This window comes from Pedobacter sp. CG_S7 (genome assembly GCF_040544395.1).
Lineage (GTDB): Bacteria > Bacteroidota > Bacteroidia > Sphingobacteriales > Sphingobacteriaceae > Pedobacter.
This window is the reverse complement of the sequence record NZ_JBEONS010000005.1, coordinates 1-24,205: the sequence shown is the minus strand read 5'-3', so window position 1 is coordinate 24,205 and position 24,205 is coordinate 1. Positions and strand designations below refer to the sequence as shown.

General features: G+C 36.9%; 19 protein-coding genes. 3 read left to right on the top strand and 16 right to left on the bottom strand.

Translation table 11 applies throughout. From position 1 onward, the window contains the following. Positions 1–27: 27 nt before the first annotated feature. Positions 28–1,695, bottom strand: a complete 1,668-nt coding sequence (locus AAKU52_RS04720; protein ID WP_354330783.1) for an FMN-binding glutamate synthase family protein — start codon at positions 1,693–1,695, stop codon at positions 28–30. A gap of 76 nt (positions 1,696–1,771) precedes the next feature. Here AAKU52_RS04720 and AAKU52_RS04715 point away from each other — a divergent pair, with 76 nt between their 5' ends. Beyond that, positions 1,772–2,392 carry an L-threonylcarbamoyladenylate synthase gene (locus tag AAKU52_RS04715; RefSeq protein WP_354330780.1) on the top strand — a complete coding sequence of 207 codons (621 nt, stop codon included), beginning with the start codon at positions 1,772–1,774 and terminating at the stop codon, positions 2,390–2,392. Between the two features lie 29 nt (positions 2,393–2,421). Here the strand turns inward: AAKU52_RS04715 and trpA are convergent, their stop codons facing one another. The 6 genes from trpA to recR all read right to left on the bottom strand — a co-directional run bounded on the left by trpA (position 2,422) and on the right by recR (position 7,707). Then, positions 2,422–3,192: a tryptophan synthase subunit alpha gene (gene trpA, locus AAKU52_RS04710; protein ID WP_354330778.1), complete on the bottom strand. Its 771-nt coding sequence runs from the start codon at positions 3,190–3,192 to the stop codon at positions 2,422–2,424. 10 nt (positions 3,193–3,202) lie between these two features. Continuing rightward, positions 3,203–4,384, bottom strand: a complete 1,182-nt coding sequence (trpB, locus tag AAKU52_RS04705; protein WP_354330776.1) for a tryptophan synthase subunit beta — start codon at positions 4,382–4,384, stop codon at positions 3,203–3,205. Between the two features lie 7 nt (positions 4,385–4,391). Continuing rightward, positions 4,392–5,054, bottom strand: coding sequence for a phosphoribosylanthranilate isomerase (locus AAKU52_RS04700; protein ID WP_354330774.1), 663 nt, complete (start codon positions 5,052–5,054; stop codon positions 4,392–4,394). 14 nt (positions 5,055–5,068) lie between these two features. Then, on the bottom strand, positions 5,069–6,079 hold the full coding sequence (gene trpD, locus AAKU52_RS04695) for an anthranilate phosphoribosyltransferase (protein ID WP_354330772.1): 1,011 nt from the start codon (positions 6,077–6,079) through the stop codon (positions 5,069–5,071). Positions 6,080–6,267: 188 nt separating this feature from the next. Further along, on the bottom strand, positions 6,268–7,083 hold the full coding sequence (locus AAKU52_RS04690; RefSeq protein WP_354330769.1) for an SDR family oxidoreductase: 816 nt from the start codon (positions 7,081–7,083) through the stop codon (positions 6,268–6,270). A 6-nt stretch (positions 7,084–7,089) separates the two neighbouring features. Beyond that, positions 7,090–7,707 (bottom strand): recombination mediator RecR, encoded by a 618-nt coding sequence (gene recR, locus AAKU52_RS04685; RefSeq protein ID WP_354330767.1) that lies wholly within the window; start codon positions 7,705–7,707, stop codon positions 7,090–7,092. 86 nt (positions 7,708–7,793) lie between these two features. Here recR and AAKU52_RS04680 point away from each other — a divergent pair, with 86 nt between their 5' ends. After that, on the top strand, positions 7,794–9,272 hold the full coding sequence (locus tag AAKU52_RS04680; protein ID WP_354330765.1) for a sodium:solute symporter: 1,479 nt from the start codon (positions 7,794–7,796) through the stop codon (positions 9,270–9,272). A gap of 18 nt (positions 9,273–9,290) precedes the next feature. Next, positions 9,291–9,998, top strand: coding sequence for an LOG family protein (locus tag AAKU52_RS04675; protein ID WP_354330763.1), 708 nt, complete (start codon positions 9,291–9,293; stop codon positions 9,996–9,998). A 125-nt stretch (positions 9,999–10,123) separates the two neighbouring features. Here AAKU52_RS04675 and AAKU52_RS04670 read toward each other — a convergent pair whose 3' ends face one another. From AAKU52_RS04670 to AAKU52_RS04630, 9 genes are all read right to left on the bottom strand, one after another. After that, positions 10,124–11,203, bottom strand: coding sequence for a Gfo/Idh/MocA family protein (locus tag AAKU52_RS04670; RefSeq protein WP_354330761.1), 1,080 nt, complete (start codon positions 11,201–11,203; stop codon positions 10,124–10,126). Positions 11,204–11,245: 42 nt separating this feature from the next. Continuing rightward, positions 11,246–12,460 carry a nucleoside permease gene (locus AAKU52_RS04665; protein ID WP_354330759.1) on the bottom strand — a complete coding sequence of 405 codons (1,215 nt, stop codon included), beginning with the start codon at positions 12,458–12,460 and terminating at the stop codon, positions 11,246–11,248. A 40-nt stretch (positions 12,461–12,500) separates the two neighbouring features. Continuing rightward, complete coding sequence (locus AAKU52_RS04660; protein WP_354330757.1) at positions 12,501–15,584, bottom strand: PQQ-dependent sugar dehydrogenase; 3,084 nt, start codon at positions 15,582–15,584, stop codon at positions 12,501–12,503. A gap of 30 nt (positions 15,585–15,614) precedes the next feature. Further along, complete coding sequence (locus AAKU52_RS04655; RefSeq protein WP_354330755.1) at positions 15,615–16,640, bottom strand: Gfo/Idh/MocA family protein; 1,026 nt, start codon at positions 16,638–16,640, stop codon at positions 15,615–15,617. 9 nt (positions 16,641–16,649) lie between these two features. Beyond that, on the bottom strand, positions 16,650–18,317 hold the full coding sequence (locus AAKU52_RS04650) for a RagB/SusD family nutrient uptake outer membrane protein (RefSeq protein ID WP_354330753.1): 1,668 nt from the start codon (positions 18,315–18,317) through the stop codon (positions 16,650–16,652). An 18-nt stretch (positions 18,318–18,335) separates the two neighbouring features. Further along, complete coding sequence (locus AAKU52_RS04645) at positions 18,336–21,740, bottom strand: TonB-dependent receptor (RefSeq protein ID WP_354330750.1); 3,405 nt, start codon at positions 21,738–21,740, stop codon at positions 18,336–18,338. Positions 21,741–21,836: 96 nt separating this feature from the next. Continuing rightward, positions 21,837–22,991, bottom strand: coding sequence for a FecR family protein (locus AAKU52_RS04640; protein ID WP_354330748.1), 1,155 nt, complete (start codon positions 22,989–22,991; stop codon positions 21,837–21,839). Between the two features lie 80 nt (positions 22,992–23,071). Beyond that, positions 23,072–23,632, bottom strand: a complete 561-nt coding sequence (locus AAKU52_RS04635; protein ID WP_354330746.1) for an RNA polymerase sigma-70 factor — start codon at positions 23,630–23,632, stop codon at positions 23,072–23,074. A gap of 144 nt (positions 23,633–23,776) precedes the next feature. Next, the coding region (locus AAKU52_RS04630) for an IS66 family transposase (RefSeq protein ID WP_354330744.1) at positions 23,777–24,205 on the bottom strand (429 nt) is incomplete at its 5' end.

Sequence of the window (24,205 nt, the reverse complement as noted above, 5' to 3'; positions counted from 1 at the left end):
AATGAACTGAATACAACTTTTATTTCATTAATTCAATTGATTATTTGCCGTCATGTTATTTAAATATGGGTTAGCCTGTGCATAATCAATAGAAGATACTTTATAATCTGTAGGCGCAAAAGTTTCGGCCGCACTTAAAGTCATACCCAATTCAAACCGCATTGGGTAAGGCGTTTGCAATAAACAACCTTCAGGAACGTAAGGAAAAGACTCAATATAAGACTGTATCATGTTTGGTGAAATCCTTCTGTTGATATAGGCACGGGTTAACTGATATGGATGGCGTAAACCTGCCGCGCCAAGCAATTCTACTGCACTACCCACTGTTAACCGGTGAAAGTTAAATACCCGCGCTTTTTTATCTTCAACCACCAGACCTTTCATTAAACTTGGGTCTTGGGTAGCTACACCCGTTGGGCAAGTATTGCTGTTACATTCCAGCGCCTGGATGCAACCAATGGCAAACATCATTCCGCGTGCCGAATTACAAATATCAGCGCCTAAAGCAATGTTCTTGACCAGGTCAAAGCCGGAAGTGATTTTACCGGAAGCAATTATTTTAATGTGTTTTTTGATATCAAAGCCCGTTAACACATCGTTTACGAAAGCTAAACTTTCTCTTAATGGCGTACCCACGGCATTAGAAAATTCTTGTGGTGAAGCTCCTGTACCCCCTTCACCCCCATCAACAGTAATGAAATCTATATAGGTTTTAGTTTGAACCATAGCCTTACAAATGGCAAAAAACTCACTCTTACGACCAATACAGAGTTTTATGCCCACAGGTTTACCACCAGTAAGCGTTCTCAGTTTCTTTACAAAAGCAACCATTTCTAAAGGCGTAGAGAAGGCAGAATGCCCTGGAGGGGAAATAACATCAAACCCTTCTTTAACGAGGCGGATTTTTGAAATTTCTGGCGTTACTTTTTTAGCTGGCAGAATACCCCCATGACCAGGTTTTGCTCCTTGTGAAAGCTTAATCTCAATCATCCGCACCTGCTCGGTTTTAGCCCTTTCCGCAAAAGCTTCGTAATTAAAAGTACCGTCGTGGTTACGACAGCCGAAATAACCTGTTCCAATTTGCCATACTAAATCACCTCCCATTCGCAAGTGATAATCACTAATACCACCTTCGCCAGTGTTGTGCATAAAGTTGCCCATCTTTGCACCGCCATTTAAAGCAAGTATGGCGTTCTGGCTCAAGGAACCAAAACTCATGGCAGAAATATTAAAAATACTGGCAGAATAAGGTAAAGTGCATTCTGGCCCACCAATAAGCACCCTTGGGTCTTCATTCAACTCATGGTGACTAATGGCAGCGATACTATGACTTAACCATTCATAACCGTTCTCATACACATCTAATTGTGTACCGAATGGAATGGTGTCATTTTGTTTCTTTGCCCGCTGGTATACCAAAGACCGGTTTAACCGGCTAAAAGGTTTTCCATTGGTATCACTTTCAACAAAATATTGATATACTTTTGGTCTCAAATCTTCCATTAAATACCTTAGCCGACCAACAACAGGATAGTTTCTAACGATGCTTTGTTTAGGTTGATATAAATCGTAAACACCGAGTATAACGATTGGACCGACAAAAATAAAGGCCCAAAAAAATGGATGCCATGCTAAACCGATCATAACCGTAGCTGTAACCAAAAAGGCTGCTATTGCAATAAAAGCTTTTCTCATATTTTAATATACTAAATAACGGACAATACTACGGCTAATATCCAAATAGAGAAGAAAATTATTCATATTTTTACATATGTTAATCAAAATTTACCCTGAGAACCCTAACCCTAAAGCCATTGAACAGGCGGTAGAGGTATTAAAAAAAGGCGGACTGATCATTTATCCTACTGATACGGTGTATGGCTTGGGTTGCGATATCACTAACCAAAAGGCTATAGAAAAAATTTGCCAGATAAGAGGCATTAAACCAGAAAAAGCCAATTTCTCTTTTATATGTGCTGATCTAAGTAATATTTCAGATTACATTAAACCGATAGATAACATCACTTTCAGAATTTTGAAGAAGGCCCTTCCCGGGGCTTATACTTTTATTTTAAACGCGAATAATAATGTACCCAAATTGCTCAGTTCTAAAAAGAAAACGGTCGGCATCAGGGTTCCAGACAATAGCATTGCTCAGGAAATTGTAAGGCAATTGGGCCATCCCATTCTTTCGGCCTCTATAAAAGACGATGATGAGCTGATAGAATACTCTACGGATCCAGAATTGATCCATGAAAAATATGAAGACAGGGTAGATTTAGTTATTGACGGAGGTTATGGCGGTAACGAGCCTTCTACAGTTATTGATTGTACTTCAGGGGAGTTTGAAGTAATTAGACAAGGTAAAGGAAGTTTAGAGGATCTTTTTTAATGCGCTCCACCCAAACTTCCTAAATTGCTTTAGCTAATAAATTCAGCCATAAATTTTTCTATGCTTTCCTTTGATTTATCTGCAGCTAGTACTTTTACAAATGCTGTTCCAATAATAGCGCCATTGGCATATTGACAAGCCTTTTGAAAAGTCTCTTTGTTATTGATTCCAAAGCCAATCATTGTTGGGTTCTTTAAATTCATTGCGGCAACCCTGGCAAAGTAATCATCAGTATTTTGTGACAGCTGCAAGTTTTTACCTGTAGTAGCCGCAGATGACACGAGGTAAATAAACCCTGTAGTTAGCGAATCAATTTTACGTATCCTATCTTCAGAAGTTTGTGGGGTTACCAAAAAGATATTACTCAGGTTATATTTTTTAAATGTTTCCTGGTAGTATTCCTCATATTCTACCATGGGTAAATCTGGCACTATACAACCATCTACCCCTACTGCTGCACAAGCTTTACAGAAATTTTCTACACCAAACTGCAACATAGGGTTAACGTAGCCCATCAATAAAATAGGGATATTTACTTTGCTGCGTAAATCTTTCAATTGTTGAAAGAGCAGTTTCAGGTCCATTCCACTGTCTAAAGCTTGCTTGCTGCTGGCTTGTATTACGGGTCCGTCGGCAACAGGATCCGAATAAGGGAAACCTATTTCCAACATATCAGCACCAGCACGTTCCAGCTCTTCGGCAATCAGCAGGGTATCTCCAAGACCAGGAAAGCCTGCGGTATAATATATAGATAGGATATCAGTTTTTTTATCCTGGAATAATTGATTAATTCTATTCATTTAAGCGTTTTTATAGTCCAAAATATTTCATGTAAGTATCCATGTCTTTATCTCCTCTTCCCGACAAACACACCACTACATTTTCATTGCCTTTAAAGTTCATTTTCTCCAGGTAAGCCAAAGCATGTGCACTTTCAATAGCAGGAATGATACCTTCCAATTGCGTACATATCAGTCCGGCATGTAAAGATTCATCATCAGTAACAGAAACATATTGTCCGCGGCCAGTTTTAAATAAATGCGCATGCTGAGGGCCAATACCGGGATAATCTAAACCTGCAGACACGGAAAAAGGTTCAACAACTTGTCCATCATCGGTTTGCATCAATATACTTCTGCTGCCATGTAACACCCCTTCTTTACCTAAAGCAGTTGTTGCAGCAGAAAAACCACTATTTACCCCTTTACCGGCAGCCTCTACGGCAATCAGTTTAACATTTTCATCTGCTAAAAAATGGTAGAACATCCCCATGGCGTTACTGCCACCACCTACACAGGCCATCACATAATCAGGCTGGTCATTTCCAGTTTGCTCCAGTAGTTGTTTTTTAGTTTCTTCGGAAATGATGGACTGAAACAAGGCGACCATGTTGGGATAAGGATGCGGCCCCACCACAGAGCCGATGATGTAATGCGTATCTACAGGATTATTCACCCAATCGCGCATGGCCTCATTAGTGGCATCTTTAAGGGTTTTTGACCCCGAAGTAGCAGGTACAACTTTTGCACCCAGCATTTTCATTCGCGCCACATTGGGTGACTGGCGTTCGATATCAATTTCGCCCATGTAAATCACACATTCCAAACCACGCAAAGCACAAACCGTAGCCGTAGCCACGCCATGCTGCCCTGCGCCGGTTTCGGCGATAATGCGTTTTTTACCAAGGCGCTCTGCCAATAAAATCTGACCAATGGTATTGTTGATTTTATGTGCCCCGGTATGGTTTAAGTCTTCGCGCTTTAAGAATATATTGGCATTGTATTTTGCAGACAAACGTTTTGCTAAATACAAGGGTGAAGGCCGGCCTACATAATCTTTCAATAATTGGTGAAATTCCTTTTGAAAGGATTCTTCATTGATAATTTTTAGGTAGTTCTGTCTCAGTTCTTCTACATTAGGATAGAGCATCTCGGGAATATAAGCTCCACCAAAATCTCCGAAATATCCTTTTTCATTGACTATATAATTCATGTTCTCTTTATTTTATTCCGTTTATCGCTACACGCAGCGGAAACAGTGTATTTTTAAATGCGGTTAATTTAGCGATGTCTTTTAAACCAGGCTCTATTTCAAATTTACTGTTGATGTCTATGGCATATAAGTATTTGTCGTTAAGCTGCTGGAGTTGCTCCAGGCTTTCCGGACCAATGCCGCCACTTAAAAAGTAGGGTATCTTTAATGTATAGCCTTTTAACAAGGACCAATTGAAGGTTTTTCCTGAACCGCCATGTTCGAGGGTTTGTGTATCAAAAAGAAAGTAATCTACTACTTTTTGATAAGGGTTTAATATTTTAAAGTCAAAACTTTCATCCACTCCAAAAGCTTTGATCAACGATACCGCCGGAAGGAGGTTTTTTAAAGCCTTGCAATAATTGGGGCATTCATCGCCATGTAGCTGTACCGCCGACAACTTGTATTTCAGAATAAATTCATGCACCTGGTGAAGTTGCTCGTTAACAAACACCCCTGTTTTCTGTATGCGCTCTGGAATTGCATTAATCATGGTAGCAGATATATTACCCACAAATCTTTTCGATTTAGGGTAAAAAATTAAGCCTAAATAATCTGGCTGCAAAGCGACTACCTGAGCTATATTTTCAGGATCGCGCATTCCGCATATTTTTAATTTTAAGGACATCATTTGATGAAAAATATTTAGGGGTTAACTCGAATTTCATTAAAACTCAACAATTTCCTGAAGCTCTTCAATGCTTTCTTAGCCAGTAATGACTCTTCCGCTTCATAGAAACAATCGGCAAAGCTTTTGGTGTTATCAATAGTTTGCAAGGCCATTGCAGCATTACATAAAACGACATTATTTTGGGCATCAGTACCCCTACCATCTAAAACAGCTACAAATATCTTAGCAGAAGAGGCAACAGTATCACCACCAATGATTTCCACTTCTTTTATAGGCTCAAAACCAAAATCGGCAACACTCCATAAGGCCTCACCCTTTTTACTGAAAGTTTTTACCTTAGAGGTTAAAGAGATCTCATCAAAGCCATCCAGGGCATGTAATATGGTATAGTTTTTATCTGTTTCCTGGTATAAATAAGCATATAACCTTGCTAATTCCAAACTAAAGACCCCTACTAACTGATTTTGGGGTTCTGAAGGATTACATAAAGGACCAAGCATGTTAAAGAAGGTCTTTACGCCAAGTTCTTTACGAATGGGGGCAACAATTTTCATGGCGGGGTTAAATAACGGGGCATGAATAAAGCAGATACCTGCGGTATCAAGACTGTGTTTCAACACGTCTTTATCGCTGGTAAATTGATAGCCCAGGTATTCCATCACATTGGAAGAACCGCAGCCGGAAGAAACACCATAGTTACCATGTTTGGCGACGGTTTGTCCGGTGCCGGCAACAACAAAAGAAGCCAGAGTTGAAATATTAAAGGTGTCTTTACCATCACCCCCAGTACCACAAAGGTCTACGAGTGAATAGTCTGAAAAATCAAGCTTAACACATAATTCCAGCATCGCATCCCTAAAGCCTTGTAACTCTTGCACCGTGATATTGCGCATGCCATAGGCAGTAATGAAGGCAGCAATTTGTATAGGCTTGTAATCTCCCATGGCGATGGAGGTTAAAATCTTTTGAGCTTCAGCTCTGCTGAGGCTCTTATTCTCGAATAAAAAGTTTAATATTTTCTTCATAGCTACAAAACAAAAAAGGTTGCCTTTTATAGCAACCCTCAAATTATTTATATAAAATAAAACGTTCAATACAGGGTTACCTTACGCATCCGCGTTATGCCACCACCAGTTATTAAGTCCGTTTGTTAAAATCATCGTACAGCAAAGATCGAATTGTTTTGGCAAAGCAACAAATCTTTCTGAAAATATTATTTGATTAAAGCGTTCTTTTCTTTTGTAAAATGATTAAACACCAATTTATCGGTAAGTGCGGGAAACAATTTATTCAACAGCACAGTGAGCTTTCCCTGGCCAGTCATTATCAAAGTTCTTTTGCGTGCAGCAATACCATTTACAATAGTGATGGCCACTTGTTCTGCAGTCATCATTTTCCCCTCTTCCATACTGGTTTCGCCATGTGCCTGGCCATCTTTTGCTAATGCAGCTACACGAATATTAGATGCGGTAAAACCCGGGCAAGCTACCATCACATGTACACCGCTATGTAAAAGCTCTGTTCGCAGGGATTCCATAAAACCATTCATGGCAAACTTTGAAGCAGAATAGCCTGTTCTACCGGGCAAACCACGGTAACCTGCAATAGAAGATACCCCAATGATACTACCTTTAGTTTTCAGGATCTCGTCTAAAGCATATTTACTGCAATATACAGTTCCCCAGAAATTAACGTCCATCAGGTTTTTAAGGACAGAAAGGTCTAATTCAGAGAATAAAGCCCGCATAGAGATACCTGCATTATTAAGGAGAACATCAATTTTGCCGAAAGTATTTACAGCCTGCTTGATAAGCAGGTGACAATCTTCTTCTTTGCTTACATCTACCTGAACGGCAATAGCTTTAATACCATATTTGGCTTGGAGCTGAGCAGTAATTTCGCAAAGACTAACATATTGCCTGGCCGCCAATACTAAGTTAGCACCTCTTTTTGCAAATTCTTCTGCACAAGCCTTACCTATACCCGAGGAAGCACCGGTAATTACGATAACTTTATTCTTAAAATCCATAGGGAATTATTTAATGATAGAACTTTCATAAGGCACCCTGGTTACAATAGAACGACCTAAAGTAATCTCATCAGCATATTCCAGCTCTCCGCCGAAGGCAATGCCACGCGCAATTGTTGTGATAGGGATTTGAAAGTCTTTTAATCTTTTATATAAGTAGAAAAGTGTGGTATCGCCTTCCATAGTTGCACTCAAAGCGAGGATAACTTCCTTTACAGTGGTGGTAGCTACGCGCTGCACGAGCGAATCAATAAAAAGATCAGAAGGGCCTACGCCATCCATTGGAGAAATTAAGCCACCCAGCACATGGTAAACGCCAAAATATTGAGCTGTATTTTCTATTGCCATCACATCCCGGGTATCTTCAACCACACAAATAATTTCCTTTTCTCTCTTGTTGGAAGCACAGATGGTACAAATATCCTGATCGGCGATATTATGGCAAATTGTACAATGTTTAATCTCCTGACGCAGTGTGATGATAGCATTCCCAAACTGGGTTACTTCTTCCTTTTCCTGATTTAATAAGTGCAGCACCAATCGGAGGGCAGTTTTTTTTCCAATACCAGGTAATTTGGCAAATTCATTAACAGCATCCTCCAGTAATTTCGAAGAAAAATTCATTTTACAAATTTATATTTATCTTCGGTTAATTATTTTTAATAATAGCATTTTATTTACATTTAAACCCTTATTTACAAATCCACCCTATGTCCCCAGCTATACTTCTGTCTTTTTTATTAGGTTATTTCCTGGTACTCATTGTTGTTGCCTATTTTACTTCGAGAAAAAACTCTGACAACGCCGCTTTTTTTATTGCCAATAGAAATTCAAAATGGTATTTGGTAGCCTTTGGTATGATTGGCACCGCATTGTCTGGAGTAACTTTCATTTCTGTTCCGGGTGCGGTAGGCAATAGTGATTTTGGATATTTCCAATTTATACTCGGTAATGCGGTTGGCTTTATCATCATTGCTACCGTTTTGCTCCCCTTGTATTATAGGTTAAACATTATTTCTATTTATACCTATCTGGAAAGGCGTTTTGGCTTTTGGAGTTATAAAACAGGCGCAGTAATTTTCCTTGTATCCCGTACTATTGGCTCGGCATTCAGGTTATACCTTGTTGCCATTGTATTGCAAAGGTTTATATTTGATGCCTGGAATGTGCCGTTTTGGGTAACTATAGTCATCTGTTTGGTGCTAATTTGGGCCTATACACACAAGGGAGGTTTAAAAACCATCATCGTCACTGATACTTTGCAAACGGTTTTCTTGTTGCTATCTGTAATGTTGTCTATCTTTTTCATAGCCAAGTCGTTAAACTTAGACGTAGCAGGAACTTTTGAAGCGGTTAAAAATAGCAGTTATTCCAAAATCTTCTTCTGGGAAGACTTCTTGGGAAGCAAAACCCATTTCCTGAAACATTTTCTAGGTGGTATATTCGTGACCATTGCTATGACTGGTTTGGATCAGGATTTAATGCAGAAAAACCTGAGCATGAAAACTATTGGTGAAGCGCAAAAAAACATGTTCACATTTACAGCTGTTTTTGTGGTATTAAACATTTTCTTTTTAAGTGTTGGCGCACTATTATACCTTTATGCGGAAAGAAATGGCATTGATGTAGCTGCATTAAAAACACCTGATTATTTATATCCTGAAATTGCCTTAAACCATTTAAACATTATTCCTGGAATTATATTTATGCTTGGATTAACGGCAGCAACTTTTGCCACAACGGATTCGGCTTTAACGGCGTTAACAACTTCTTTTTGCATAGACTTTTTGCACTTTGACAAGAAAGCGGATCAAAATGACCCTAAATTAGTTACTAAAAGACATTTAGTCCATGCAGGTTTCTCTTTAGTTATGGTAATTGTAATTATGATTTTTAAAATCATTAATGATGAATCAGTGGTGAATGCCATCTTTAAAGCAGCTGGTTATACTTATGGCCCATTACTTGGCCTATTTACTTTTGGTTTGTTAACAAAAAAAGCGGTAATTGACAAACTTGTGCCATACATCTGTTTGTTATCGCCTGTTTTATGTTTTATAATTGATAGTAATTCGATGTCGTGGTTTAATTATGCATTGGGGTTTGAGTTGATTATATTAAATGGGTTAATAACATTTTTGCTTTTATGGGTAACAGGAAAACAATCAACCACCCAAACAAAATTTTAAGTAAAATATTTTTGTAGAATGACAAGCGAAGAAAAAATAAGAAGTGCTTTTGAGAACAAGAACTGGCAGGAAATAAAAGTAACAGATTCCTGGCAGATATTTAAAATCATGGCAGAGTTTGTAGATGGTTTTGAGAAACTGGCCAAGATTGGTCCTTGTGTCTCTATTTTCGGTTCTGCAAGGACTGCAGAGACCAATCCTTATTACGAAATTGCTGTAGAATGTGGCAGGTTATTAACCGAGCGTGGCTACGGCGTAATTACAGGCGGTGGTCCGGGTATTATGGAAGCCGGAAATAAAGGGGCACACATGAATGGCGGAAAATCTGTAGGTTTAAATATTGACTTACCTTTTGAACAATTCCACAACAGATATATAGATCATAACAAATTACTAGAATTTGATTACTTTTTTATCAGAAAAGTGATGTTTATGAAATATTCCCAGGGTTTTATTGTATTACCCGGTGGAATGGGTACCATGGATGAGTTATTTGAAGCGATTACTTTAATTCAAACGGGTAAAGTAGCAAGATTCCCTATTGTATTGGTTGGAAAAGAATATTGGGGTGGTCTGGTTGACTGGATTACCAACACAATGTTGAAAAAAGAAATGAACATCCATGCGGATGACATGAATTTATTTCGTCTGGTAGATACGGCCGAAGATGCTGCTGAGCATATTTTCAGGTTCTATGATAAATATGTTTTAAAACCTAACTTTTAGAGATTTTAGGCCATTTTAAAAAGACGGCCTTAGTAAAGGCTTTACATAAAAAATTGAATACTATAAGCTTGAAAAGACAAATAGTATTCAATTTTTTCAATTATGGAATTCCTTAAAAAAATATATTACAATTTAACAACTTCTCCGGTTTTCACAGATAAGTCGCAGGCAAACGCTATTTTAAGGCTATTTATAGCGTCTTCAATTGAGTTTGTGAGGTCAAGATCTTTCTGTATTGCATTATAAAAGAAACGCTGTTCCCGATTGCATAATTCCTGATGATCGGGTTCGTCTTCCAAATCAATCCATTGATCTTTTCTTACAAATTCATTGTTTTCATCTAAATCGGCATAATGGCAACGTATTGATTCTGTTTTTGTATGTGACGCTACGGCATCTGATTTACCGGCCTTACTTGCTTCTTTTGCAACAATAGATACAGAACCCTTTGGACCCAATACATCTTTCACAAAAAATGCAGTTTCACTGATCATCGGTCCCCAACCCGCTTCATACCAACCAACAGATCCATCCTCAAAACGAATCTGAAGCTGCCCATAGTTGTAATTGTCTTTTGGGATATCATCTGTTAAACGAGCACCAATTGCTGCTACCTGTACTGGCCTTGATTGTGTCATCTGGCACATCACATCTATATAATGCACACCACAATCCACAATTGGACTGAGGCTTTCCATTAAGTTACGATGAACATTCCACATATTTCCGTGGCTTTGCTGATTTAAATTCATCCGCATTACCAGGGGTTTGCCCAATCCATGGCTCAACTCTATGAATCGTTTCCATGAAGGATGATACCTTAAAATATATCCGATAACAAGTTTTTTGTTGAATACTTTTGCGGCTTCCACTACCCTAATTGCACCTTGAATTGTATCTGCCAAAGGTTTTTCTACAAAAACATGGCACCCGTTTTCTAATGCTTTAATAGCATAACTCTCGTGCGTATCTGGGTAAGTAGAAATGCATACCGCATCAGGTTTTGTAGAAGATAATGCTTCTTCAAAGTCATCGAACAGCGAATAACCCCCTCCAAGTTTCTCATTTAAAACCTCTTTACTTTTCCCCTGTGAAACAAGGCCACAGATTTCATAACCATCTAGTGTATGATAAGACATAGCATGGGAACTGCCCATATTACCACATCCTACCACTAAAACTCGAACAGTATTACTTTTTGACATAATTTTAAAAATATAAGGATTTGGATATCGTAAACTAATACGCTAATTATTGGACTTTTGTTCCTTTACCGGTCTATCTTTAAAGGACAAACCAAAAACAATTAAAATAACGACGGAAATAAAGCAGGGAACAAGCCAGACCATTTTCCAGTCAAACCTGAAATCACTACCCGCAGGAGAGACAAAAGATTCGGTCAACATACCAGATAAATAAGATCCAATTAGCATACCAATACCATAAGTGGCAAATGTGACAATACCTTGTGCTGCACTCTTAATTGATTCTCCTGCTTTATTGTCTGTGAAAATCTGCCCCGTTACAAAAAAGAAATCATAGCAAATGCCATGGAGTATAATCCCAATATAGAGCATCCACAAATCAGACCCAACGTTTCCATAGGCAAATAATAAATACCTGATAACCCAGGCCGCAATTCCTATCATGATCATTTTTTTGACGCCAAGCCTACGGAACATTAGTGGAATCAACAGCATAAACACAAATTCAGAAACCTGGCCAAGCGTCATTTTACTAGCAGCATTTTCCATTCCGATATCGTTAAGAAAGGAATTGGTAAAACTGTAATAAAAAGACAATGGGATACAGATTGCAATTGAAGCGAAGAAAAAGATGATAAAAGACCGGCTTTTAAAAAGAACCATAGCATTAAGACCCAAAATCGAAGACAATTTGTTATCGCCATTTTCCTTTACAGGAGTATTAGGGAGGAAAAAGCTAAATAAACCCAAAAATAATGATGCGATTGCAGCAATCCTAAAAGTTAAAAAAGAACTTTCTAAACTCAAAAAACCGATCAACAAGCCTGCGGCAATCCAACCGACAGTACCAAACACCCGGATCAAGGGGAAGTCTTTTCCCCCATCCTTAATTTGGTGAAATGATATGGAATTGGCCAAAGCCATTGTAGGCATATAAAGTAATGTATAAACTAAGACTAACCACCAAAAATCATTGAACTCCTTAACTGTACTTAAATAATAAAGTACAATAGCCCCAGTCAAGTGCAACACTCCCATTACTTTTTGTGCAGCGAAATAACGATCGGCAATCAATCCAACAAAAAATGGAGAAATGATTGCCGCGATCGATAAATTAGCATAAGTTGACCCAACCTGTAACGCGCTTGCATCAAAATTAGCAAACAGATAAGTTCCCATGGTTACATACCATGCACCCCAAATGAAATATTCCAGAAACATGAGAAAAGATAACTTAACCCGAACTAAATTTTGCATATAAATTTCTTACTCGTTAAATTATTCATAATAACTACTATTATTTATCAGAAAATCGTATCCAATCCATATTGAAATAATTTAGATTCTGTTGCTGACCTTTAAAAACAAAAAACAAATCACGCTTACCTTCAGTAAACTTTATTTGGGTGCTAATTTGTTTCCAAGCATTACCTTTCACGTCGTTTTTTCCTGCAGGAACTGTAATGGAGCTCAATAATGGACCGTCTATCCTATCTATATGCAATTCAATAATACCACCAGCACCATTAGCCTGGACATTATAAGTCAAACCTTTTACATGAGTTAAATCGATAGCATTAAATTTGATATACTTACCATTCTGAATACTGCTTAAATAAGATAAAAAAGCAGTTGTTATGGTAGAGATTCTTACATTTCCTTCATCAAAATCTTCGGCCTGAACAACCGGACTTTTTAAAAGAATATAATTACGGCTCTGCAATTCGCCGATACCATTAGCCCCTTGATCTTTATAGGTAGCATTCAACAAATAGACACCCTCATTTCCTTTGTCCAGGTGATCGCTAAGTTTAATAACATCTTTTAATGGAAGGCTATTCTTTTTATTTGCTAAAGAAAGAATATAGGCTACCATTTCTTCGGCTTCCTTATTTGAAATTGCAGGATGGGGCGACATAGAGCGCTCTCCCCAGTTTCCGCTACCGCCATTTATAACTTTTGCAGACAGTTGTTTTAGCACCCCATTTTTAGCTGCATAGCGTTCTGCAATTGCAAAATAAGAAGGGCCAGCGGATGCTTGATCCATAGAATGGCAAGACTTACAATCAAAGCTGGCCACCATTTGTTTTCCTTTTAAATATTTAAAATTACTTAACTCCTGATTTCCTGTAAGAATAATTGCTGCATCTTTCCCATGTGGAATATAACCAAAAGAGATATTCAAACGTTTAGGATTGATTTTCTCTTCTTTATCCTGCACATCAATAGTATAATCCAAAACTGAATTATCCCAATAAAAACTCCTGTTTGCTTTGGTTTGTATAAAAACTTCAGGTGGAGTGTTGCCAACATACATTTTACTTGTAGTCTCACCAACTCCGCCATTATTATCTTTCACAGATAAAACGACATTATAGGTGCCTGGTTTATTAAAAGTATACGTGATATTTTCACCTTTAAGTTTATTGCTTTCAATTTCCCAATCATAAGAAAGCTGATCTCCATCAACATCATTTGATCCTTTTCCAGACAACTTGACTTCCATTGGTGCAGCACCATATTGTTTATCGGTTTTAATGTTCGCCTTAGGATTTCTATTACCCTCAACATATTGTATGCGTACGAGCTTGGCATTTGTATTTTTTGAGAACCAGTTGGTTCCGTATTCCAGAACATAGATAGACCCATCTTTAGCAAACTGTATATCTACTGGCGCTTCAAATTTAATGTGCTCAAGGAAAGGCTCCATTCTAAGGTAATTACCTTTTTCATCTAATGTTACCGCCATAATCCAGCCACGTATCCATTCAAAAATAAATAGTTTGCCATCATAATACTCAGCTAATTTATAAGGTTTATCTGCATATTCGGAACTATAAAAAACTGGCCCAGCCATGATGCTTGCTCCCCCATTCCCTACCAAAGGAAACTTTTTTGAATTACTTTTGCCATACCAAATCATCGCAGGTTTTGCCGGTGGCAATTCCTGTAAACCAGTATTATTTGGAGAATTATTGATTGGTTTTAATGGGTCTTTACCCTGATCTTCTTTTTTTGTTGCATAATTATATTTGGGGAATATCTCATTGTTTCCCAAAAAATATGGCCATCCAAAAAACCCCGGCTCCCTCGCCTGATTGACTTCATCAAAACTCATAAATTCTCCGGTAGAGGCTTTGACTTTTGTATCTGGCCCAACATCCCCCCAATACAAATAATTATTTTTTGGGTCCACACTAAAACGAAAAGGATTGCGCGATCCCATCACATAAATCTCAGGTCGGCCAACCTTTCCATCTGCAGGAAACAAATTACCTTTCGGAATTTTATAGCTACCATCAGGTAGAGGTTTGATGCGAAGAATTTTTCCCCTAAGGTCGTTGGTATTGGCTGCTGTAGCCTGATCATCTGCCAAAGAACGACCTGGTCTTTCATCAATAGGGGTGTACCCCTCTGTTTCTTCAGCATTTGTATTGTCGCCAGTTGACAAATACAATAAACCATTCTTATCAAATGCAATATATCCAGCTGAGTGACAGCAATAGATGCGTTGTGTAGGTATTTCGAGGATAACTTTTTCAGATCCCAGCACTAAACTGTCTCCATACAATTCAAACCTTGATAAATGATTTACTGCTTTTTCGCCTCCAACAGCAAAATAGAAATAGACCCAGTGGTTTTCTGCAAAACCAGGATCTGCCGCTACACCCAATAACCCATCTTCAATACCACTAAAAATATTCAGGTTGGCAACGGTTTTAGTTTCACCTGTTATATTTTCATAAAGCTTTACCCCGCCTTTCCTTTCTATGAACAGTACATCTCTATTGGGAAGGATGGCCATCTGCAAAGGTTCATCCAAACTTTCTACCAATACCTCACGAGTATATCGACTACTATCTGGAACATTTAAGGTTATAGTTTTTGAATAATCCGGTAAATTATTGCCACCGATGACAAAATCGAATGCAGCAGTTAACTTATCTGGTGAAAAATCGGCACCAATGATAGATAAACTTCCTTCATCCTGTTTGAACAGGGCACCATCCTCCCTTTCAAACCAGGATTGCAGCCAGGGCCAGCCTTTTTCTGCCAATAAAGTATCTCGGATGGCAATAATTCCACCACCACCCGCTTCAAGATACCTTTTCAGTTTTGGAAGTTCACGATGGTCCAACTTATTGATGTCACTTACATTGAGTACAATTGCACTAATATTCTTTAGTGAATCAGCAGCAAATACGGAAGGATCTTCTGAATTGATATTCTTCCACCCTTTACTTGCTGAAAACTTCTTTAAGTTTCCTGATTGCTCATTCTGAGTTGAAAAATAAAGAATACTAACTTTATTTCTAGATGGTTTACAGCTAATTACAAAAAAACTGCATAGCATTAATATAAAATAATAATCTCGTTTCATTGATAAATAATAAATATTAGGGTTATTTTATTATATACTGATACTTTTTCCGTTTTCACTTCTACTTAAATCTGCGGCATTCATAAAAGTAAATATTTCTAAAGTTTCAGATTCAGATACAGGTGGAACACCTGTATCAAAAAAGGCAATTATTTTATCTACCAAAGGAACATAAGAACTGAATGGACCTAATGGGGCGATGCCCTTTTCTCCGAAAGCTGTTCCTGCAATGTTAGCCGAACCAGCTCTTATTCCTCTAACTGTACCAATACGACCATCATTCCAAACTCCTGTAACCAAATCAGTTCCTTCCTGATAAACCCGGCTTACTTGTTTACAACCGGGGCCCATAACGGTAAATAGCATTTCAACACCATGAATACCATACCAAGCTAAATCGATGTGATGAGGATCTATCTCTGCTGGCGTATAAACGTCGGCACCTGTTACTTTTCCAATTGACCCATTGGCAACATTTTGAACTGTAGGATCAAATCGGAGCGCTGAGCTAGAAAAAATAGGACTTTTATATTTTCTTGAGGCAGCGAAAAGTCTTTTAACATCTTCTAAATTTGCTGCAATTGGTTTATCGATAAACATTCGTTTTCCAGCTTTGATAACGGGAAGTGCTTGTTCATAGTGAGGTCTTCCATCAATAGTCTCTAATAACACCACATCAACCTTGTTTAAAAGCGCTTCAATAGAATCGACAATTTCTACATCCATCCCTTTTACTGCTTCAATAATACCGGGCTTCATTTTTAATGCAGCAGGTATATCTGGGCTTCCATGAGGATAAGCAGCTACAACTTTGTATCCGCCTTTTACTTCACCTGAATTAATCATCTTCGTAAACACCTCACTATGTGAGGTGTCAAGACCAATGATACCAATTCGTTTACCAACAGCCAATTCAGAAATATTAGACTTAGTAGATATACTTTTATCAGCAGAAAAAGAATCAAAAGTTGTAAATGGAATTATACTAACACCCGCACCAGCAATAGCCGAAAGTCTTAAAAAAGACCTTCGGTTATATGATTTATTTTTATTCATGTCAAGTATTTAATAATTAGAATTTTGAACTAAAACCCCGTTTGACCGATCAATTTCAGTTTGTGGAATAGGAAAAGGCCAACTGTTTTCACCTGCATTTACGCCTTTATCAGCAAAACCATATTTTGTATAGAAAGTGCTCATGGTTGACGCATATTCATTCCATCTTACTAAATCGTATAAACGAAATCCTTCCAAAGCTAATTCTACTCTTCGCTCCTGCTTAATTGCTTTTAAAAGGTTATCAGTAATTTTTACAGCTAAAGTAGCGTTAAATTCAGCTTCACTAACAGCAGCTAAACCCTGACCGAATTTTCTAGATATTGCTGGCTGATCTATTTTAGAGGTAGTTACAAAAGCTCTTTTTCTCACTTCATTAATATATTTAACAACATCTACATTACTAGCGTTAGTTTTTAACAGCGCTTCAGCGTAGACCAATAAAACTTCAGAATATCGTATCCAATAAGGTCCCCAGTTACTTCTTGACAGATCATTCTGTATTCTATATTGTTGTGGCACAAAAGCCTTTCGACTATGCTGTAAGTTAAAATCATTATAATAACCTCGATAATTATGTACTTCTTGTCCTCCGCTTGAAGTTGAAAAAACATCACCATCGCTAATTATGGTAAACATTTTCCTTGGGTCTCGATTTTCGAAAGCTAAGGCTAAATCTCTAGTGGGTGTATTTCCACCGTATCCTCCAACATTATTTCTTCCAACATTCATTATAGCAAAAGCATCGCCACCAAAACCAATAGCGGGAATATAAGCTCTTAAAACTGAGAAAATAGACTCCTGTGAATAAGGACCGACTTTATAATCTCCTCTATACAAATCTTGGAAATCAGGAAGCAGGCTAAGATTTCCGGTTTTAACCACTTGCTCTGCTGAAGTTTTAGCGATACCATATTCCTCACCTGAATTGCCAGTCATTTTACTGCTTTCCATTAGTCCGGCGAAGAATAAAGCTGCCCGTGCTTTTAATGCATAAGCAGCATCTTTATTGGCTCTACCTTTTTCAGCTTTAGGCAGCGTTGAACTTCTGGGAAAAGAAGCCGTATTTATTGCTTCGTCTAAATCCTTGTAAATTTGAGTCCTTAACTCTTCAACTGTACTTTTTGGTAAACGAATATCAGGTTTCAAAGTACTTACGACTAAAGGAACTTCCTTAAACACCCAAATTAAATCAAAATAATACCAGGCTCTTAAGAATTTAACTTCTGCAATATATCTTGCTTTAGTTTCTTCAGAGACTTTGCCGCCACCTGCAATTAAATTTTCCCAATTACTTAAAATGTTTTCAATTGCCAAATTACATTTCCCTATTCCTGAATAACGATTATTCCACATTTCTTGCAATAACGAGTTTGAAGCTAATGGGCGGCCCCTACCTACTTCAATTGTTTGTGGTCTATCTCCAGGATCAGAACCACCCCCATCTGCATTATCGACCGATTCATCACCCAGAGCAACTTTATTTACAGTATATCCCCATCCATCAAGCATAGGACCATAGCAATTTGCAACAAGTTTCATCGCCGCATTGTCAGTTTGAAAGTAATCTTTCTCGCTTAATGCACCTTTTGGCTCTCTCTCAAGAAAAGATTTAGTACAAGCGCTTAATGCAACTATGAGGATGCCAACTCCTAATAAAAATTTATAATTTTTCATCTTAATTTCTTTAATCGTTTAAAAAGTTGCGTTTACACCGAACATATATGATTTAGCCACAGGGTAATACCCTTGGTCTACACCACTACTCAAAGGAGATGAATTTCCAATTTCTGGATCTAAGCCGGAATAATTAGTAATCGTGAATATATTATAGGCTCCTACCCAAAGACGAACGCGTTTAAGTCCAGCCTTCTTCAAAACTGGTGATGGCAAAGAATAGCCTACCTGAATATTTTTTACCCTCAAATAACTGCCATCTTCAATTAGCCAATCTGAAATTTGAAGATTATTAGTGTTTGTTGCATTTATTGCAAATTGTTCATTACTTGGGTTAGTTGGCGACCAAGCTTTTTCCATTAAGTCTTTTGGCCCATTGTACCAGCCAACACCAGAATTCATATCAATCTTTTTGATATTCATGATTTTGTTTCCAACCGTTCCCTGCATAGAAATGAGAAAATCGAAGTTCTTATACGATGAATTAAGATTTAAGCCATAAGACAAATCTGGAAATGGATCACCTATGTTAGTCCTATCCTGGTTATCAATTTTCTTATCACCATTTACATCTACAAATTTCAAATCTCCGGGACGAGCTCCCTCTTGAAAATAGCCGTCAACATCTCCCTGATTTTGAAAAATCCCATCAGTTTTTAAACCATAGAAGTATCCGATAGGCATTCCTTCTTCTGTTTTAGTTGTTGTATAATTAATCCAGCCGCCACCTAAAATAGGCTCACCACCACCCAAACTGATTACCTTATTCTTAAAGGTAAATAGGTTACCGGAGATTGAATATTTAAATGCTCCTTTATTGTTATTATAGGCAAGCTCTAACTCAAAACCTTTATTTTCTACCTTGCCTGCATTCGTCCAGGGATAATTAGGGAATCCTAAATAATTAGGTAATGGAACATTCAATAACATACCATCTGTAGTTTTCTGAAACCAATCTGCAACGATGTTAATTTTGCCCTCGAATAAAGACAATTCAAGGCCAATATCTGTTTGTGCAGTTGTTTCCCAATGTACATCGGAATTACCCATATAGTTACTTCCACCTCTTAAATATGGGGTATAATCACCAAATAAATAATACCCTAAATTTCCAGAATATGTATTCCTATAAGCACCTCCACCAATTGCCTGGTTACCAATTTGGCCCCAGCTTCCTCTTAATTTACCACTGGAAAGCCAAGACAGATTTTTCAGGAAATCTTCCTCAGAAAAAATCCATCCTGCAGAAAAGGAAGGGAAATTACCCCATTTCTGCCCATTACCAAAGTTAGAAGAACCATCTCTTCTAAAATTAGCTGTAAATAAATACTTGTCTTTAAAAGAATAAAAAGCCCTACTAAAATAAGATCCCAAAGCACTTTCCGATTTATATCCGGAGGCTCCTGGATTTATTGTTCCTGCATCAATAATCCATTGACTTTTATCATTCGTAACTAAGCCTTGTTTTGAAGCACCAGTCTGCTCATATTTGGTTTCCTCAGCAGAAGTACCAACCATAAAACTTATATTATGCTCCTCAAATTTCTTTTCAAAGGTTAGGGTGTTTTCTAAAACCCAGTAGTCACTTTGAGTAATAAGCTTACTCACTGTTGCATCTGTTACATATTGTTCATTATCTAAACGATACTTAGGACTGAAGCCATCAGATCCACCACGACTTAAATCCAAACCAAAACTTCCTCTATATTTCAAGAAGTCTGTAATTTTAACATCAGCAGCAAGCCCACCTTTTAACTGAATTCCCTTCCACACATTATCTTTATATATATTTACCTGAGAAGCAGGGTTTTCTTTATTCGTCATTAAGATTGGACTATAGAATGAATAAGGATTATTTTGGTCTATTTCCCCTAAAAAGAAAGAACTTTTTAAAAATTCAGGAATATTATTTAAGCCTGTACGAAAAACTGGAGATATAGGATCAGCAACAAAAGCAATAAAAGCAGTATTAAAACCAGGACTACTTTCTAAAACATTCCTTCTACTTTCATGGATAAGTCCAATATTTCCAGAAAGTTTAAACCAGTCTTTCAAATTATGATCAAAATTAGTTCGCCAGGTTAATCGGTCATAATCAGATCCATTGATTATCCCTTTTTGATCCATATAACCTATACTTGTATTATAGGCCAGATCTTTCATACCACCAGAAATTGTGATATTATAATTTTGAACTGGTGCATCTTTTCGATTGATTTCATTCCACCAATTCGTACCTTCATCACTCCCAAAATTAGTTTTAAGAAAATCTAACACTTCCGTTTTTTGTGTCGGAGAAAAGTAAGCGGGTAAACCAGCATTTGTATTTGCCAAATTTTTATAATCCATAAACTGCGAAGCATTCATCATTTCGTAAGTTTTAATTGGATTTTGGAAACCAAAATAGGAATCAAATGCAACCGTGCTTTTTAATACATCTCCAATTTGCTTTCCACGTTTAGTTGTAACCATTACTACACCATTAGCAGCACGAGTTCCATAAATTGCTGATGCTGAAGCATCCTTTAAAACTTCAATTGATTGAATATCATTTGGATTTAACCACCCAATATCTGCTTGAGGCAAGCCATCTACAACATACAGTGGATTATTGTTATTAACTGTGCCAATACCACGGATCCTTACAGAAGGAGGGGTACCTGGACTTCCACCGTTTGATGTTACCACAACACCAGATGTTTTACCTTGTAAGGCTTCTGTAGCACTTCTAACAGGCATATTTTTTAAATCATCACCCTTTATCTGGCTTACTGCCCCAGTAACGTCACGCTTTTTCATAGTTCCGTAACCTACAACTACCACCTCTCCTAGCTGAGCATCAGCACTTTCCAATACAACAACAACATCAGACAAATCATCAGTTACAACCAAATCTTTCGTTTGATAACCAATAAATGAAATCTGAATAACATCATTGGCATTAACTATAATAGAAAAGTTTCCATTTTTATCAGTAATAGCCTTTGTTCCAGGCTTATTTTTAACAGAAAGTGTTGCTCCAGGCAAAGGAAGTCCTTCTCTATCCTGAACTCTGCCATTTAATTTTTTTTGTTGGTTATTTTCTTTCGGGCTCATTTTTATTGGTTCAGCCTTACGGTTTATAACTACTGTTCCGGAAATAATTTCAAAATTCAAATCTGTTTTACCTAAAGCTTGGTTCATCACTTCAGAAATGGAACTGTTTGTCATTTTTATTGAAACCTTAGACATCCTTGAAATAAGTTCATCGTCATAAATGAACTTATAATTAGTTTGTTTAGAAATTTTAGATAAAACAACTTCTAGACTTTCATTATTTACTGAAACAGTAATACCTTGAGCTACACTATTTGCATAGGCTGTAAGTGTTAAAAGCAGCATGAAAAGTATATTTAACTTTATAATACGATATAAAGAATTCATAAATTTTGGGGTTAATAGTTAATTGGTTAGTTGATAGTTCTTTTTAAATTTTTTATTTTTTTTACTCCATAAGTTGATTTAGGTTTTTAATTCACGTTAATTATTTACAGTTACTTCTCCTTCATCAAAATGGAACGAATAACCACTTAATGAATTTAAAATTTTCAACACTTCAGATAATTTTAGATTTCTATTGAAATTCCCCGAGAACCGTCTCCTATCAGAGATTCGGTCATCATTTATTTCAAAACCATACCAATTGGATACTTCTACTAAAATTTGATGCATAGATTCATTTTCAAAATAAAACTCATTATTTCTCCAGGCGAGAGCCTTCTTAATATTTCCTTTTTTCACTCTTATTTCACTGCCAATAATGTTAGCTTCCTGGCCTGGAACTAATATTTTGTAACCTTGCATATTTGCTACTTTCACACTTCCCTCCAATAAAGTTGTATTAAAATTTGAATTATAAGAGTTGACATTAAAATGTGTTCCTAATACCTCAATTGTGTTATTATTTACTTCAAGAATAAAAGGTCTTGAAGTATCCTTAGCTACCTCAAAATAGGCTTCACCAGTTAATTGAACTTTCCGGTTTGACAATGAAAAATTTAATGGAAACTTGAGCTCAGACATGGAGTTTAACCACACTTTTGTGCCATCTGATAAAACAACCCGATAGGTTCCGGTTTTTGGAACAGATAGTGTGTGGAACCCCAATAGATCACTTAATACTTTTGATTTTGGATAATTGAGTTCACCACTTTTGGAAGTAATGACAAAACTTTTATTTTCTGGGATAGAGATGAACTTTTCATCAAGATGAATCACTTCTCCATTTGATAATTTTAAAGTAGCCCTAATTGCTCCAGGCAAAAGATCTTTTTTGTTGGAGACAAGCGCTTGATGCGCAGGTAATTTTTCAACGTTTTCTTTAGCTAAAAATAGAAATAGGGTAAATAAGACACCAATTATAGTTGCTGCATATCCTAAATAAGGAGTAACCACTTTTAACTTTTTTATTGTTCTCTTTCTTTTAGCTTTTTTCCATTCCAAATCAATATCTAAAGATTCTAAGTAATCCAAGCCTCTTTTTACTTGTTTAACTTGAATTAAATGATCAAACAATTGTTTATTATCGTTGCTCAAGCTCACCCATTCATCCAAAAGCAATCTTTCGCTCTCAGATAGGTCCTGTTGAATATACTTAGATATTAATGCTGATAATTTGTATGGACTTATATTCATTTCGACTTATTTCTCTATTAAGAAAACCTAATAGCAGAAAAAGACTAGGTGAAATTGAAATATAATTTTTAAAGTGGAATTTACTTGGATAGTAACGCAATTAGAACTAGAAATGATTCTAAATTGAGTTTGGAGCGCAACAGTTTTAAACCATTTTGCTTATGGTTTCTTACCGTATTTACACTTATATTCAATTTTTCTGAAATCTGAGGATTAGTTAGGCCTTCATAAAAAGCCAATAAAAAAACATTTCTGCAGCTTTTGGGCAGTTGCATAAGAGCTTTATGTAAATTAGCCACCACCTCAGCTTCAATTATTTTATCAAGAGCCTTTTCTTTTTCAAATTTCTCTTCTTCCCTCAAAAAAAAATAGCGTTCCTGAACTTTTTGTCTTTTTATGTAATTAAGCGCAAAATTTTTAACTGTTTTATATAAGAAACCTTTGATAGCATTAGGATGATTAGAAATATCGTTTTTACAGTCCCAATAGGCAACAAATGCATCCTGAACAAGATCATTAGCAATATCTTTATCATTCACAAATTGAAACGCAAAGTAACTTAGACGACCAAAATAACTCTTAAACAGAGTTTCGGCTGTGATACCTTGTATCGAGTTTTGATCGGTAAAGTCTTTTTTCACATCGAAAAATAATTATTAGGTATACAATAATACTAATATAATTATCAAAAACTATTGCTGGTTAGTTCTTATTTAACACTTCGGATTAAAAATATAAAGAAAAATGAATTTAAATTTTAAAAATATGTAACTACTCAGGTACCTCTATGATGAAGCAATAGTCAAGAAAGCATTTAAGATGGCCTGCTCATTTTTCTTGCAGGTGTCGGTAATAGAACGCATGATTGCATAGTTCTGTGCGCCTTTAGAAGATTTGAACATTCCTGACACTTTAAGTTTGACCTTAATATTTCTGATCGCCTGTTCAGAATTATTGTTGTGTGAGGGAACCTCGGGATGGTAAAGAAATGTCAGTAAATAGGCTCTATGTTTAAGGATTCTTTTTTGAAAGGTGATTACTTCCACGTGGCCGGGGCTTACTTTTTGTCTGGTTAGCTCATCAAGCAAGGCTTCAATCCTGGCTCTTTCTTGTATTGGATTTCCATAATCACCAGGCATGATTATTTTTTTGAGCTCAATTGCCTGCATGATCATTTGGCTAAATTGCGCTGCCCATGGGCATTTGTATTTTTC

What these genes read in the sequence shown, in the direction of transcription:
- trpD (WP_354330772.1), bottom strand. Translation starts at nt 6,079, where the DNA reads ATGAAGAAAATATTAAACTTTTTATTCGAGAATAAGAGCCTCAGCAGA.
- AAKU52_RS04655 (WP_354330755.1), bottom strand. Translation starts at nt 16,640, where the DNA reads ATGAATAAAAATAAATCATATAACCGAAGGTCTTTTTTAAGACTTTCG.
- AAKU52_RS04650 (WP_354330753.1), bottom strand. Translation starts at nt 18,317, where the DNA reads ATGAAAAATTATAAATTTTTATTAGGAGTTGGCATCCTCATAGTTGCA.
- recR (WP_354330767.1), bottom strand. Translation starts at nt 7,707, where the DNA reads ATGAATTTTTCTTCGAAATTACTGGAGGATGCTGTTAATGAATTTGCC.
- AAKU52_RS04700 (WP_354330774.1), bottom strand. Translation starts at nt 5,054, where the DNA reads ATGATGTCCTTAAAATTAAAAATATGCGGAATGCGCGATCCTGAAAAT.
- AAKU52_RS04640 (WP_354330748.1), bottom strand. Translation starts at nt 22,991, where the DNA reads ATGAATATAAGTCCATACAAATTATCAGCATTAATATCTAAGTATATT.
- AAKU52_RS04675 (WP_354330763.1), top strand. Translation starts at nt 9,291, where the DNA reads ATGACAAGCGAAGAAAAAATAAGAAGTGCTTTTGAGAACAAGAACTGG.
- AAKU52_RS04665 (WP_354330759.1), bottom strand. Translation starts at nt 12,460, where the DNA reads ATGCAAAATTTAGTTCGGGTTAAGTTATCTTTTCTCATGTTTCTGGAA.
- trpA (WP_354330778.1), bottom strand. Translation starts at nt 3,192, where the DNA reads ATGAATAGAATTAATCAATTATTCCAGGATAAAAAAACTGATATCCTA.
- AAKU52_RS04660 (WP_354330757.1), bottom strand. Translation starts at nt 15,584, where the DNA reads ATGAAACGAGATTATTATTTTATATTAATGCTATGCAGTTTTTTTGTA.
- AAKU52_RS04670 (WP_354330761.1), bottom strand. Translation starts at nt 11,203, where the DNA reads ATGTCAAAAAGTAATACTGTTCGAGTTTTAGTGGTAGGATGTGGTAAT.
- AAKU52_RS04715 (WP_354330780.1), top strand. Translation starts at nt 1,772, where the DNA reads ATGTTAATCAAAATTTACCCTGAGAACCCTAACCCTAAAGCCATTGAA.
- AAKU52_RS04720 (WP_354330783.1), bottom strand. Translation starts at nt 1,695, where the DNA reads ATGAGAAAAGCTTTTATTGCAATAGCAGCCTTTTTGGTTACAGCTACG.
- AAKU52_RS04645 (WP_354330750.1), bottom strand. Translation starts at nt 21,740, where the DNA reads ATGAATTCTTTATATCGTATTATAAAGTTAAATATACTTTTCATGCTG.
- AAKU52_RS04690 (WP_354330769.1), bottom strand. Translation starts at nt 7,083, where the DNA reads ATGGATTTTAAGAATAAAGTTATCGTAATTACCGGTGCTTCCTCGGGT.
- trpB (WP_354330776.1), bottom strand. Translation starts at nt 4,384, where the DNA reads ATGAATTATATAGTCAATGAAAAAGGATATTTCGGAGATTTTGGTGGA.
- AAKU52_RS04680 (WP_354330765.1), top strand. Translation starts at nt 7,794, where the DNA reads ATGTCCCCAGCTATACTTCTGTCTTTTTTATTAGGTTATTTCCTGGTA.